General features: G+C 53.1%; 13 protein-coding genes. 4 read left to right on the top strand and 9 right to left on the bottom strand.

Annotated elements, in window-relative coordinates; all coding sequences use genetic code 11:
• Positions 1-93: 93 nt before the first annotated feature.
• Together AUP42_RS06610 and AUP42_RS06605 are read right to left on the bottom strand one after the other, a co-directional pair.
• On the bottom strand, positions 94-1,113 hold the full coding sequence (locus AUP42_RS06610) for a porin (protein WP_062950078.1): 1,020 nt from the start codon (positions 1,111-1,113) through the stop codon (positions 94-96).
• 736 nt (positions 1,114-1,849) lie between these two features.
• Positions 1,850-2,878 carry a porin gene (locus tag AUP42_RS06605; protein ID WP_062950077.1) on the bottom strand — a complete coding sequence of 343 codons (1,029 nt, stop codon included), beginning with the start codon at positions 2,876-2,878 and terminating at the stop codon, positions 1,850-1,852.
• 289 nt (positions 2,879-3,167) lie between these two features.
• Between AUP42_RS06605 and AUP42_RS06600 the strand changes: the two genes are divergently transcribed.
• The 4 genes from AUP42_RS06600 (at position 3,168) to holA (ending at position 5,948) form a co-directional block, all read left to right on the top strand.
• Positions 3,168-3,692 carry a DUF3576 domain-containing protein gene (locus tag AUP42_RS06600; protein WP_062950076.1) on the top strand — a complete coding sequence of 175 codons (525 nt, stop codon included), beginning with the start codon at positions 3,168-3,170 and terminating at the stop codon, positions 3,690-3,692.
• A gap of 87 nt (positions 3,693-3,779) precedes the next feature.
• Positions 3,780-4,397, top strand: a complete 618-nt coding sequence (locus AUP42_RS06595) for a hypothetical protein (RefSeq protein WP_062950075.1) — start codon at positions 3,780-3,782, stop codon at positions 4,395-4,397.
• Positions 4,394-4,903 carry an LPS assembly lipoprotein LptE gene (locus AUP42_RS06590; RefSeq protein ID WP_062950074.1) on the top strand — a complete coding sequence of 170 codons (510 nt, stop codon included), beginning with the start codon at positions 4,394-4,396 and terminating at the stop codon, positions 4,901-4,903. Before AUP42_RS06595 ends, AUP42_RS06590 begins: the two co-directional genes overlap by 4 nt.
• A gap of 13 nt (positions 4,904-4,916) precedes the next feature.
• Positions 4,917-5,948 carry a DNA polymerase III subunit delta gene (gene holA / locus AUP42_RS06585; RefSeq protein WP_062950073.1) on the top strand — a complete coding sequence of 344 codons (1,032 nt, stop codon included), beginning with the start codon at positions 4,917-4,919 and terminating at the stop codon, positions 5,946-5,948.
• A gap of 89 nt (positions 5,949-6,037) precedes the next feature.
• On the opposite strand, the gene AUP42_RS06580 is transcribed toward holA, so the two are convergent.
• From AUP42_RS06580 to AUP42_RS06550, 7 genes are all read right to left on the bottom strand, one after another.
• On the bottom strand, positions 6,038-7,279 hold the full coding sequence (locus tag AUP42_RS06580) for a ParB/RepB/Spo0J family partition protein (protein WP_062950072.1): 1,242 nt from the start codon (positions 7,277-7,279) through the stop codon (positions 6,038-6,040).
• The gene (locus AUP42_RS06575; RefSeq protein ID WP_062950071.1) at positions 7,276-8,100 is read right to left on the bottom strand and encodes a ParA family protein; all 825 of its coding nucleotides are present in this window, start codon (positions 8,098-8,100) and stop codon (positions 7,276-7,278) included. Before AUP42_RS06575 ends, AUP42_RS06580 begins: the two co-directional genes overlap by 4 nt.
• Positions 8,097-8,891 carry a 16S rRNA (guanine(527)-N(7))-methyltransferase RsmG gene (gene rsmG / locus AUP42_RS06570; RefSeq protein ID WP_231858179.1) on the bottom strand — a complete coding sequence of 265 codons (795 nt, stop codon included), beginning with the start codon at positions 8,889-8,891 and terminating at the stop codon, positions 8,097-8,099. The genes AUP42_RS06575 and rsmG overlap by 4 nt, the downstream gene beginning before the upstream one ends.
• A 50-nt stretch (positions 8,892-8,941) precedes the next feature.
• A complete protein-coding gene (gene mnmG, locus AUP42_RS06565) occupies positions 8,942-10,840 on the bottom strand; it encodes a tRNA uridine-5-carboxymethylaminomethyl(34) synthesis enzyme MnmG (protein WP_062950069.1) in 1,899 nt (632 codons plus the stop codon).
• A 145-nt stretch (positions 10,841-10,985) separates the two neighbouring features.
• On the bottom strand, positions 10,986-12,395 hold the full coding sequence (gene mnmE / locus AUP42_RS06560) for a tRNA uridine-5-carboxymethylaminomethyl(34) synthesis GTPase MnmE (protein ID WP_062950067.1): 1,410 nt from the start codon (positions 12,393-12,395) through the stop codon (positions 10,986-10,988).
• Positions 12,396-12,645: 250 nt separating this feature from the next.
• On the bottom strand, positions 12,646-12,975 hold the full coding sequence (locus AUP42_RS06555) for a (2Fe-2S) ferredoxin domain-containing protein (protein WP_062950065.1): 330 nt from the start codon (positions 12,973-12,975) through the stop codon (positions 12,646-12,648).
• A gap of 5 nt (positions 12,976-12,980) precedes the next feature.
• A complete protein-coding gene (locus tag AUP42_RS06550) occupies positions 12,981-13,241 on the bottom strand; it encodes a DUF6489 family protein (protein WP_062950063.1) in 261 nt (86 codons plus the stop codon).
• Positions 13,242-13,310: the final 69 nt, after the last annotated feature.

Genomic DNA, 13,310 nt, shown 5'->3' with positions numbered 1-13,310 from the left:
AATCCCGCTCAACGTTTTGTAACGCGGCGGGATCATCAAAAAAAGAAGAGGGCGGAAAACCGCCCCCTTCAAATCGAACTAATTCGGGATGAATTAGAAGTCGAGACGAATACCAGTTACAACACCGTAGCCGTCATTATCGGCAGTGGTATCGTTCTCCTGGTCGAACCAGAAGACCGACGAACGCCATGAAACGCCAGCACCAAGAGCATAACGCAGACCAAGGTCAACCGCGCTGATGTCACCGGTACCGAAATCTTCATAACCATAGGTCAGGGAAACGGCAGCAGCGTCCATGGAGTAAGATACACCAATGTCAAACGCGTCAAGATCGGTATTACGGCTGTTCAGGCCATAATCGTCTTCGGTGTGACCATAGGAACCACCGACGGTGAAGTTGCCGAAGCCAACATTGGTACCAAGGCCGTACCAGCTGCCGTCGCCGGAGTTTTCACCAACAGCCGACAGGCCGAGTGCTACAGCGCCAAAGTCGTGGTTGTACTCAAGACCACCAGAGACGATGTTGTCGCCGGAACCACTGACGTTATCATAAGTAGAAGTACCACCGATTTGGGTCGCGCCGTTACGGTTGCTGTCGTCAGCAAACGACACGCCAGCACGGAAGCCACCAAAGACCGGGGTGTAGTAGGTCGCACGGTTCTGGTCACCGCTCGAACGAACGGTATCGATCAGATATGCGTTGGTCCACTGGTCCATGTCGCCGTCGTTAACGCCAACCGGGCCAACTGCCGGTGCAGTGATACCCATGTCATCGGCTGCACTGTCGTCTTTACCCAGCTTGAACTGACCAAAACCACCATTGATGTAGAGGTACTGTTCGTCAAGCTGGTCACCCGAGGTCTCGCCTTCAAGCTCGATAACCGCACCAACTTCAATGCCGTTATCAAGAGTGGTCGAACCTTTGAAGTGCACTTCGGTGTCGGACTGGAAAGCATTCGGACGACCGCCAGCAGCGGTAGTGTCTTCGTCAGAGAAGCCGGCCCACTGTTCCATATAACCGCCAACCGACAGTTTAATTGGCTCGGAAGCCGAAGCCTGGCCAGCGAAAGCAACAGCGACGAGCGCACTGGAAGCAACAAGAATCTTTTTCATCTTACCCTCTTAATGATCTGTAGCAGATCAGCAACACCACATTCCACACAGCATGGCGGCTGATCACTGAGCGAGAGTAGAACGGATTTAGTGACTTATGGTCAATTAATTTAAATGACCAAAGGACAATTATAGTTACGTTAGTGATAATTAAGTCACTATTTTTGCCTTTTTCTTGACATTTTTGCTGACTGAAAATCATTTTTACATTATGTAAATATAATATAAGATCAGATATTCATCCATTTTAATAATATATGACCAAAATTCATTATATAGTTGCTCGTCACTTCTCGTCCGCAGACTCAATTATGCAAGAAATAGCCACCAGTTTTTGGTCTGCCAGATTGATGCATAGAATCTGAAACTCCGGCGCAGAGGAAGATTTCTCAACGGTACTCTATATATATTCTTCCTACGAAGTGTAACTCGTTGGAATTTCGGGAAAACACATAGATACCAACCGCACTCATTACACGCAGAGTACCTAATCGGGACCATATGTCATTTATTCGCAAAATATTTCGAAGCGTTCATGAAAGATCGTTAATGCATTTCTACACTCGTGGATCGACTTCTATCGGCGCTAGAAGTGTTTAGTCCCAGCATTTGATGGATTTACACAGCAGGATGTTTGCTAATTGCGCCCCAAAAAAACTTGCATGACTCTGACAAACAAAAAAAGAAGGGGACGGAAAACCGTCCCCTTCTAGCATCTCATCTAATCTAAGAAGGATTAGAAGTCGAGGCGAATACCGGTAACAACACCATAACCATCGGTATTGGTCGTTGCATTGACGTCTTCGTCGAACCAGAAGACAGAAGATTTCCAAGCAACGCCAGCACCGAGGGTGTAAGCGAAACCAAGATCAACAGCGCTGATTTCCTGGCTGCCGGTTTCCTGATAACCATAGGTCAGAGAAACAGCGGCTGCGTCCATTGCGTAAGAAACGCCGATGTCGAATGCATCGGTATCGTCAGCACGCGGAGCTGCGCCATTGGCCTGGTTGTAGTCGTCTTCGGTGTGGCCGTAGGAACCACCAACGGTGAAGTTGCCGAAGCCAACGTTCACGCCTGCGCCATACCAGTTGCCTTCGTTGTTGTTTTCGCCTTCAGCCGAGAGGCCGAGCGAGAAACCATCGAAGTCACCTTTGTATTCGAGGCCAGCAGAAAGGACATTTTCACCGTTAGCAACGGTTTCAGCGTCGTTGGTCGAGTTATCCATATCGGCATAGGAAACGCCAGCGCGGAACCCACCAAAGACCGGGGTGTAATAGGTGACGCGCTTCTGGTCACCGCTTGACGGAACGGTGTCAATAAGGTCAACGTTCGCCCAGTTCTGCATGTCGCCGTCGTTAACACCAACCGGGCCAACTGCCGGAGCAGTTACGCCCATTGCGTCAGCGGCACTGTCGTTTTTGCCCATTTCAACGCGGCCAAAGCCACCGTTAACGAACATGTACTGTTCGTCGACCTGATCAGTGGAGGTTTCACCTTCGAGTTCGATAACTGCACCAATTTCGATGCCATTATCAAGGGTGGTCGAGCCACGGAAATAAACTTCGACGTCAGACTGGAATGCGTTTACACGACCATCAGAACCCAGACGGGTAGAAGGGATGTTCTGAGGGTTATCGGTATCAGCAAAACCAGCCCACTGTTCCATATAACCACCAACTGAGAGCTGGATTTTTTCGGACGCGGATGCCTGACCGGCAAAAGCAACAGCGACGAGCGCGCTCGAAGCAACAAGAATCTTTTTCATCTTTTCCCTCAACGTCTTTGCAAGTGCGGAAAACCGCCCAACAAAAATTTAGTGAACGACTTTTCGCCGTTCGGTTCGAGGCCAATGGAGCCAGCAAAAGCACGTCAAGTCAACAACACCCTGATCAAAATGCGACATTTTTGCATTATAGTGACAAATTTAGCACATATGTTTTTGTTTGCTGAAATTGCTGCCCGCCTTATAGTGCGGACGAATATATGGTGCCCTGTAAAGGAACGAACCTGTGCGACTGTCTTTTGTTAGAGTAATTGCCCCAATCACAATCTGCATGCTCCTTGCTGCATGCGCTGGTTCCCAATCGGATTATGATAGTTATCCGGGCTCAGCCCCAGGAAATAAACGTGATGGAACAACTGGGCGTGCTCAAACAATTGCAGACCAGAAAAGGGACGGTACCCTTTTTGGGCCAGAGGGTTTTAACTTTCTCGGTGATGACAACGAGAAACAACAAGGCGGTGGCACCGGCATCGGCGTCAACAGCTTCCTTTGGCGCGCATCGCTTGATACGCTCTCCTTCATGCCGCTCAACTCGGCCGATCCGTTTGGCGGTGTGATCATTACCGATTGGTACAGCCCACCGGAAACACCAAACGAGCGTTTCAAGATTACGGGGTATATCCTCGGTACCGCCCTTCGCTCTGACGCAATCAAGGTCGCTGTCTTCCGCCAGGTCCGCGTTGGAACGGACCAATGGGCAGATGCTGTGGTTGAACCAAGTACGGTAACCGCAATGGAAGACTCGATTCTGACCCGTGCGCGTCAACTGCGCATTGACAGCGCAACCGCACAATAAGCATTCTGTTTGGATATGCCAGACACACCTATATATGTGTCAGGTCAATACAACCCCCATTCGCTGACACGTGAATGGGGGTTTGTCTTGGCCCTTCATCGACCTGCATTATCACAATACGGGGATGATCTGCGCGCTGGGCGACTTGCAATCGCGTGCGAAATTCTTGGCCTGCTTCCTGCTTGCGAAGAACAAAAGGATTTTCCCCGCCAGCCAAAAAATGCAGGACCGGTTTCAACAGACATCATCGAAAACAATCTGGCAAAGCTTCATTCCCAGATAGGCAGTGATATCTTGTGCCTCACGCTTCTGGCAGATGTGCCACTTGATCGTCCTTTGCATATTACCCAAAGCAGCCTGATCGGCCATTGGCGATGGCTGCGTCAGGTTTGGAGCAAACTGGCGACAGGCGAGCAGACCTTTACCTTTGTGCCTGAAGCCCAGGCTCAGAGTTTACAAGATACGCCGAAAAGCAAAATTGTAGACGAGCTTGCAAAGGGTCGTTTCAATACGGCCGTTGCGAACCTGCGCTGCGACTTCAAGTCTCTTTCAAATAACAGCGACTCAGCTAAAGATCTTGAACTCAGACTTTCTTTCATCACGAACCTAACTCTGTTTTGCCCTTTGATCGGATCGGAACTATTGTATCGTCATGGTCATGCGCCTTTCGGCAAAAACCATCACGCAAAAAATAGCGAGGAATGACGTTGCGCGCCCTGTTATCGATTATCGCCGTGCTTGCCCTGACCGGCCTCACCGCTTGCGGCTTCCGCCCTCTTTATGCCGAGGATAAAGGCGGTGACAGTACCGCGGCAGATATGGCGAGGGTCAAAATATCGATGATGGAAGACCGAATCGGACAAATAACACGTAACGTTCTGGTCGAAACGCTGACCCCGCGCGGCCAAACTGTTCGGCCGGAATATACCCTCGATATTACTCTTGATGAATCAACTTCCGAACTCGGTTATACCAAGGACAATGAAGCAACCATTGCCGACTACATTTTGAGCGCCCAGTACCAACTTTCTCGAATTTCCGACTCAAGAATACTCCGTTCAGGCACGCTTCGCGCCCGAACAACTTACAACCTTGTCGACTCCGACTTTGCCTCACTAGAAGCAGAGTCCGCCGCCCGCTCAGATGCTGCCCGGAATCTTGCCCGACAGCTTGCCAATCAGGTCGCCGTTGGCCTGCGCAGCGGACGTTAGGTAATATCACGCCATGAAGCTCAAGGCAGCACAGGCCGAAAATTTCCTTCGCGCTCCCGATGCCAAGGCGCAACTCGTCCTGATCTATGGCGAGGATGAGGGGCTTGTACGAGAACGTGCGGTCAGACTTGCCAAAACCGTGGTCGAGGATATCAAGGACCCATTCCGCGTAATCGAACTTAGCACTGCCCAGCTTAAGGAAGACGCCAGCCGTCTGCGCGATGAAGCCGCCGCAATCAGTTTCGGCGGTGGGCGCCGTGTGATCCGAATCCGCGATATTGGCGAGGCACAGGCGCCCGTAATTGCCGATTTCCTTGCCGATCCCGCCGGTGATGCCCTGATCGTCATCGAAGCCGGCAGCCTTTCGTCCAAATCCAAACTGCGTCAGACGATCGAGAAAGCCGGTAATGGCATGGCGCTGCCCTGCTATGCCGACAGCGGCCGGGATATCGAAGCCCTGATCAATTCCGTCATGGAAGATCACAAACTGCGCATTGATCGCGATGCCATACGCTATCTGGTCGGTAATCTCGGCTCTGACAGGATGATTTCACGAAGCGAACTTGAAAAACTGGCTCTTTACGCTCTGAAAGAAGGTCAGGTCACATTGGCCGACGCGATGGCCTGTGTCGGGGATAGTTCCGCCCGCCATTATGACGATGTCGTGCAAGCCGTATCCCAGGGCAATGTCGCAAGCCTCGATAGCGCCCTGACCCGCCTGGTCGAAGAAGGCCTCAATCCGGTTGGCGCACTTCGCATGATGATCGGCTATTTTCAAAAACTGCATCTGGTCAAAGGCCAGATGGCACAAGGCACGAATGCCGAACAGGCGATGAAATCGTTGCGTCCCCCCCTGTTTTTCAAGGCCGCAGATCAGTTTCGCGCCAATTTGAACAATTGGGCTCTTAACAATCTGCAACGCGCCCTGCAAATCCTGCTCGAAGCAGAAAAGGACTGCAAAAGCGGTCTTGCCATCCCGGAAACCATCGCACACCGCGCCATGATCAAGGTCGCCGTCGCCCGTCAAAAACAGGGCAGACGTTAACAAACCCGAATATTTTGCAAAGAAAAACAGCCCCGGCAATCGAGTCGCACAGGGCCATTTAACGTGAACGAAATATCGATAAAACCTGGTCAGCTTCCTCGCGTTTGCGCTTTCTTTTCTGCTAGACGATTGTTTTGCACAATTTCCGCATCCGACAATGTCTCAAGCGCCTCTTCACCGACTTCGTCTTGCTCGATTGGCATGTCACCTTCCGGCTCATCGGAAAACGCACTTTCGGCATCCTCATCCACGTCAAACACTATGTCGGTTGCATCGGCAATCGATTCGAGCTCGTCGGTAAGAAGATCACCATCGCTATCATCTTCATCATCGATGAACATCGAGTCGAATTCATTGTCACCTTCATTCTGTGGAACGAGCGGATCATCATCGGAGCTTTGCGCCGTTTCGCCTAACCGTCCCTGACTAAGCCGTTTCAGAATATCGTCAAGCTGCTCCAGCGTTTCATACCGGACAGAGATTTTACCCCCCGCCCCGTCAAAATCGATATTTACCGCTAACCCCAACATATTGCTAAGATCGCGTTCCAAAGCCACTGTATCTGGATCTTTTTCGATCCCACGTGTCGATGAAGACTTCTTCTGGCGTGCAGTTTTACCACCATCAGTCTTCACCAGTTTTTCGGTCTGGCGAACGTTCAGGCCCTTCCTGACGATATGGGTCGCCAGCTCGACCGCATTGTCCGCCCCCAAAAGCGCACGTGCATGACCTGGGCTTAACACCCGATCCGACAACATCTGTTTGATCGGTGCCGGCAGGGTCAACAAACGCAGGCTGTTGGCAATGTGACTACGGCTTTTTCCAAGCGCCTGAGCCAGTGCTTCCTGAGTATGCGAGAAATCGCTCATCAGGCGGCTATACCCCTCGGATTCCTCAAGCGGCGACAGATCCTGCCGTTGCAGGTTTTCTATCAGAGCAATCTCGGCGGTTTCCCGGTCGTCAAAATCGCGCACCAGAACCGGTACTTCGTGCAATTGTGCCCGCTGTGCCGCGCGCCAGCGCCGTTCGCCAGCAATGATTTCGTATGTTGTTTCGCCAGTAGAGGATGCACGCACCAAAATGGGCTGAATAATGCCTTTCTGGCGGATTGATGCCGCCAAATCGTCAATCGCCTCATCATCGAAATTGCTACGAGGCTGGAATGGTGACGGTTTCAGGTCGGTGATAGCAATCAGCTGTGTGGTACCACCCGGGCCGGGATGAGCTGCATTCTCGTTGCCACCGGCAACCGCTGCGCCGACATCCTCGTCTTCCTCGCCCAGCAGGGCCGAAAGTCCACGTCCCAAACCGCGCTTCTTTGCTTCGCTCATGCCTTCACCCCTTCGCGTTTCAGAACTTCGCTTGCCAGATTAAGATATGCCCGTGACCCCGGACATTTCATGTCATAAACCAGCACCGGCGTTCCATGGCTCGGCGCCTCGGACACACGAACATTGCGTGGGATCACCGTGCGGTAAACTACATCACCGAAATAATCGCGCACGTCATTGGCAACCTGTGCCGACAGATTATTGCGTTTGTCATACATCGTCAAAACGATGCCCTGGATTTCGAGCGCCGGATTAAACGCCTTTTTCACCCGCTTGATGGTGCGCACGAGGTGGCTGATTCCTTCAAGGGCAAAGAATTCGCACTGCAACGGCACCAATACCGCGTCACTCGCCACCAGCGCATTCAACGTCAGCAACCCAAGCGATGGCGGACAATCAATCAGCACGTAATCAACATCATGCGGTAAGCGACCCAGCGATTCCTTAAGCTGCATTTCGCGGCGGTCAAAATCGACAAGCTCAATCTCCGCGCCTGACAGATCCATACCCGAAGGCACGATACTCAACCGCGGAATGGCGGTCGGCTTGCGCGCCTCTTCAAGAGTATTGCCATTGATCAATACGTCATAGGAACTGATCTGCCGTTCCGACGGACGCAGGCCCAAACCGGTGCTGGCATTGCCCTGCGGATCAAGATCTACGATCAGAACCCGCTGGTTTACAGCCGCCAGTGCGGTCGCCAAATTGATCGTGGTTGTGGTCTTGCCGACTCCGCCCTTCTGATTGGCAACGGCAATGATCCGCGGCCGGTGACCGGCCTCGGAAGAGATTGAAAGCGGCAGATCAATAACGTCGGTCACCGGTCAACTCCTTGCAAAATCATCACCACGCCTTCGGGATCAACCAGACTGGCATGGGTGGTTACAGTGAATGTCCAACCGGCCGCACGTGCTTCAGCCAGTTCATCCTCAAAGGCACGTCCCTTCAGCAATACATAATACCCATCCGGTTTTAGATGACGCTGACCAAGTTCCAGAAGCCTTGGCAGTGGCGCAAACGCACGGGCCGTAATAACGTCCGCTTCACGCGGTGCAGCGGTTTCGATCCGTTCGCGGGCAATCTTTGTCTGCGCCAGCACACCACAAACACGCGCCGCTTCCAGCAAAAACACGGTTTTTTTGGTGTTTGATTCCATTAAAGTCACGTCATTTGCGCCCAAGATAGCCAAAACGATGCCCGGAAATCCTGCCCCGGAGCCGAAATCAACGATCTTCCCGCTACCGACTACTTCATTCAGATATGACCAAAGCTGCGCTGAGTCCTGCAAATGGCGCGCCCAAACGTCTTCCGCTGTGCTGGCACCAACAATATTGATCCTCGGCTGCCATTTGACAACGAGATCAGCATACAGTCCAAGACGATCCAATGTTTCACGTGAAACATTTAAATCGGCCTCAAACCATGTTTTTACGGGTTCTGAAATGGATTGCATGTTCGAGTTATAATCCGCGTTAACGAATCGCACCAGACTTGATTTTTCTAACAAACACTTTTTCCCGCGTCGAAAACGGAAAACTTTGGCAAAAGAAAGAAAATGTTTCACGTGAAACATTTCACCGGCTTCAACAGACAATAAAAAAGCAGCACACATATATGTGTGCTGCCCTAACCTTATGACCAACCCAATTGTCTGATAGAGTCTCAGGCGCTACGAACAATCTTGTGTTTGTGGCTTTTGATATGACCAAGCAAAGCGGTCACTGCCGCCGGAGTCACACCCGGAATACGTGATGCCGCACCGATGGTTTCAGGCTGAATTTCTTTGAGCTTCAACCGGATTTCCGCTGACAGGCTACCAACGCTGTCGAAGTCAAGATCGCGCGGCAGGCGCAATTCCTCGTCCCGACGGAAGGCCGCAACATCGGCCGACTGTCGTTCGAGGTAACCTTTATACTGAGCATCAATTGACACCTGGTCGCGGATTTCCGGAGTAATTTCCGAAAGCTGCGGCCAGACACGAGTCAGCGTATCGAAATCAATGTCCGGATAGGCCAGCAGATCATACGCAGAGCGCCGCACCCCATCCTGATTGATCTTGATATCGTGCTTGGCGAGACCATTCGGCGTCTCCGTCAGATCAGAAACCGTCCGCTTGGCCGCCTCAAGGGCAAGCTTCTTGTCACCCCAAACTTGCGCGCGGTGCGAGGCAACGCAACCGATTTCAAGACCGCGACCAGTCAGACGCTGATCAGCATTATCAGCGCGCAGCATCAGGCGATACTCAGCGCGCGACGTAAACATGCGATAGGGTTCGCGCGTACCGAGCGTCACCAGATCGTCGATCATCACACCGATATAGGCATCGGCACGATCCAGAACAAACTCACGATCAACCGCCCCCGCAGTACTGCCCGCAACCAACGCCGCGTTGACACCGGCAACAAGTCCCTGCCCGGCAGCTTCTTCATAACCTGTCGTGCCATTGATCTGACCAGCAAAGAACAGCGCACCGACTTTCTTGGTTTCCAGCGTATGGCGCAGCTCGCGCGGATCAACGAAATCATATTCGACGGCATAGCCAGGGCGGAAAATCTCGACCTTCTCAAGCCCCGGAATAGTGGCGAGCATCGCAAGCTGAACTTCCTCAGGCAATGAGGTCGAAATACCGTTCGGATAAACCGTAGGATCATCAAGCCCTTCCGGCTCCAGGAAAATCTGGTGCTGATTCTTTTCGGCGAAACGCACAACCTTGTCTTCAATGGACGGGCAATAACGCGGGCCGCTGCTCTTGATCTGGCCGCTATACATCGGTGCGCGATGCAGGTTCGCGCGAATAATTTCGTGCGTCGCCTCGATCGTCCAGGTCATGTGACACGGGATTTGCGGCACGGTGATTTCGCTGTTCAGGAATGAAAACGGATCTGGCGGATTATCCCCCGGCTGTTCCTGCAGGCTCGCCCAATCAATGGTGCGGCCATCAAGCCGTGCTGGGGTACCTGTTTTCAGGCGCCCCAAACGGAAGCCGAATTTTTCCAGCGTCTCCGAAAGACCAAGAGCTGGCGCATCGCCGATGCGGCCCGCCGGTGTGGTTTTTTCGCCAATATGAATAAGACCGCGCAGGAACGTGCCCGTTGTCAGAACCACCGCCCCGGCATCATATTCGCGCCCGTCTTCGGTGATCACACCGGTCACGCGGCTGTCATCGCCCTCGGCAATTTTAAGGTCGTGAACCGCGCCTTCGATGATCGTCAGGTTTTCCTGATTGGCCAGAATATCCTGCACCGCTTCGCGATACAGCTTCCGATCAGCCTGCGCGCGTGGGCCGCGCACAGCCGGTCCCTTGGAACGGTTCAGCATTCGGAATTGGATCCCAGCGCGGTCAATCGCACGACCCATCACACCGTCAAGCGCGTCGACCTCGCGAACCATATGCCCCTTGCCAAGCCCGCCAATAGCCGGGTTGCAAGACATTTCACCGATACGATCAGCACGGTGTGTGACCAGTGCGGTTTTCGCCCCCATGCGCGCAGCCGCAGCCGCTGCCTCGCACCCGGCATGGCCCCCGCCAACAACAATCACATCAAATCGGTTATCCGACATCGAATTCCTCGTTGAATTCCTTGACTACGCCAAGCCATGACATCTGCTCAATGCAACACAGCTTGCGAGTCTTATTCAGGTCTTAATTCAAAACCACGTGTCATCGAAATGGCCGATGTTTCACGTGAAACAATTTCTGATAATCTTATTTGCCGATACAGAAGTCGCCGAAGATAATATCAAGCAGGTCTTCCACATCGACGCGTCCGGTGATTTTACCGATTTCACGCACGGCAAGGCGAACATCCTCGGCCGCCAATTCGGCAATATCGGTCTGCAATCCGCGATCCAGATGATCACTGGCACGCTCAAGTGCCTGGCGGTGCCGCAGCCGTGTCAGGGGAACTGGTCCCGCAAAATCGAGCCCTTCTTTTACGCGAGTCTCCAGCAGTTGCAAGAGGCTTTCCATCCCCTGCCCGGTCATGGCCGATATGGGCAAAACGGGCAGCTCAAGCCGATCACCTATTGCCGATTTTCCAGACCAGACTGTCGGGATATCGCCAACATCCAAACCATCCACCTTATTGACCAGAAGGATCGTATTGGCATCAATCAGGCGCGCAGCCTCTGCGTCGATGTGGGGCCAGTCGGAACGATCCACCACAACAAGCCGCAAATCCGCATCCTCCGCGCGGGCGGTTGCACGGCGAACACCCTCGGTTTCGATCACATCGCCACTTTCGCGAAGGCCCGCAGTATCCACCATGGTGACGGGAAAACCACCAAGATCAAGATGGACTTCGATCATATCGCGCGTGGTTCCAGCGATCTCGGACACAATCGCCGCCTCACGCATTGCCAGCCGGTTCAGAAGGCTTGATTTACCGGCATTAGGCGCACCGAGAATCACGATCTGGAAACCTTCGCGCAACCGTTCGCCGCGCCGGTTGTCGGCGAGATGTTTATCCATCTCGCCGTGAACGGATGACAAATCACCACGCACCACAGGCACAATACCACCAGGCAAATCTTCGTCCGGAAAATCGATATCCGCCTCGATGTAGGCCAATGCCTTCATTAAACGCGCGCGCCAGTTTTCGTAAAGGGTGCCCAATTCGCCTGCCATCTGGCGCACGGCCTGCCTGCGTTGGGCCGCAGTTTCGGCATCGATCAGATCGGCAATGCCCTCGGCCGCGGTCAGGTCCATTTTGCCATTTTCGAAGGCACGTCTGGTATATTCCCCCGGTTCGGCGATACGCAGGCCCGGTCGAGCGGCCAAGCAATCAAGAACACCGTCGATTACCGCACGCCCGCCATGAGTATGAAGCTCGACGACATCCTCGCCTGTAAAGCTGGCCGGTCCAGCGAAATAGATCGCCACCGCATCGTCAAGCCGTTCTTCCGTTTTCGGATCACGGATCGGCGCATAGATCGCATGGCGCGCCTTTGGCAGGTTATCGCGCCCCAGAAGCGCACAGAGCGTCGGCCCCGCCATTGGCCCGGATAACCGGATTACCGCCACCCCGGCCCGCCCAGCGCCGCTGGAAAGGGCAAAGATGGTATCTGTCTGGCCCCCTTGGATCGGGGTTCCATTGTGGGTCACGTTAATCGTCATCCGTCCTGCCTAATCCGTCCGCTATCCAAAGGAAAATGCTGCTGGCTGTCCATATCGGTCAGCATCCCGCACAGGTCAACATATAGCTGCAATTGCAAACAGGGCTTTAAGGCCACAAAAGAATATCAAAGCGGTATATCCGCCCCTTCCGGCCCCGGTTTCCGAAAAACACAAAACGGCCCCTGCTGGAGCCGTTTGGAGTCATCATTCTATTGAAGAGGTAGTGAGTAATTACGCCCATCTGCCAGAGTTATTGATCCGGGCTTAGCCGCAGCCGTTCAACCACCTTCCCACCGACGAGATGATCGTTGAGGATGGCATCGACATCCTCCATTGTCTCGTAACGATACCAAGTCCCTTCGGGATAAATCACCATCACCGGGCCCAATTCACAGCGATCAAGGCACCCGGCGGTATTAATCCGGGTCATCGGCAAACCAAGTTCTTTGGCGCGGATTTTCATGTAATTGCGAAGCTTTGTCGCGCCTTTGGTATTGCAGCATCCGCGTTCGTGTCCCACGGGACGCTCGTTCTGGCACACGAAAACATGCGCCTGATAAAAATGTGCCTCGGTGGTCAAGCTGATCAGTCCTTGGTGTTCTTGCCAGTGCTGTTGCCGGCAGCGTTAAACTGGCTCCAGAAGGCTTTCTGGAGCTGTTCCCAGTTCTGCATGCCTTGCGGCAGCCACGTATTGAGCATGGTTTCGGGATCCATCGCCGCAAGATTGGCTTTCATACGGTCCTCGATATCTTTCATTAAGGCCTGCTGCATCGGCTGCACATCAGGCAGACCAAAAAAGGTGCGCAGTTCTTCCGGTGTGCAATCGATATCCACGGAAACTTTCATCGCCCTGATCTCCTCGGTTTGATTTTATGGTTTTTGTTACGCCCATTATGGACGCCCCTGCGTTGCTTT

The organism is Thalassospira lucentensis, from assembly GCF_001613805.1.
GTDB lineage: Bacteria > Pseudomonadota > Alphaproteobacteria > Rhodospirillales > Thalassospiraceae > Thalassospira > Thalassospira lucentensis_A.
The sequence above is the reverse complement of the archived record's forward strand: the minus strand, read 5'-3'. Positions and strand labels throughout refer to the sequence as shown.

Coding starts and splice junctions, on each gene's coding strand:
- AUP42_RS06610 (WP_062950078.1), bottom strand. CDS start 1,113: ATGAAAAAGATTCTTGTTGCTTCCAGTGCGCTCGTCGCTGTTGCTTTC.
- AUP42_RS06605 (WP_062950077.1), bottom strand. CDS start 2,878: ATGAAAAAGATTCTTGTTGCTTCGAGCGCGCTCGTCGCTGTTGCTTTT.
- AUP42_RS06600 (WP_062950076.1), top strand. CDS start 3,168: ATGCTCCTTGCTGCATGCGCTGGTTCCCAATCGGATTATGATAGTTAT.
- AUP42_RS06590 (WP_062950074.1), top strand. CDS start 4,394: ATGACGTTGCGCGCCCTGTTATCGATTATCGCCGTGCTTGCCCTGACC.
- holA (WP_062950073.1), top strand. CDS start 4,917: ATGAAGCTCAAGGCAGCACAGGCCGAAAATTTCCTTCGCGCTCCCGAT.
- AUP42_RS06580 (WP_062950072.1), bottom strand. CDS start 7,279: ATGAGCGAAGCAAAGAAGCGCGGTTTGGGACGTGGACTTTCGGCCCTG.
- rsmG (WP_231858179.1), bottom strand. CDS start 8,891: ATGTGTGCTGCTTTTTTATTGTCTGTTGAAGCCGGTGAAATGTTTCAC.
- mnmG (WP_062950069.1), bottom strand. CDS start 10,840: ATGTCGGATAACCGATTTGATGTGATTGTTGTTGGCGGGGGCCATGCC.
- mnmE (WP_062950067.1), bottom strand. CDS start 12,395: ATGACGATTAACGTGACCCACAATGGAACCCCGATCCAAGGGGGCCAG.
- AUP42_RS06550 (WP_062950063.1), bottom strand. CDS start 13,241: ATGAAAGTTTCCGTGGATATCGATTGCACACCGGAAGAACTGCGCACC.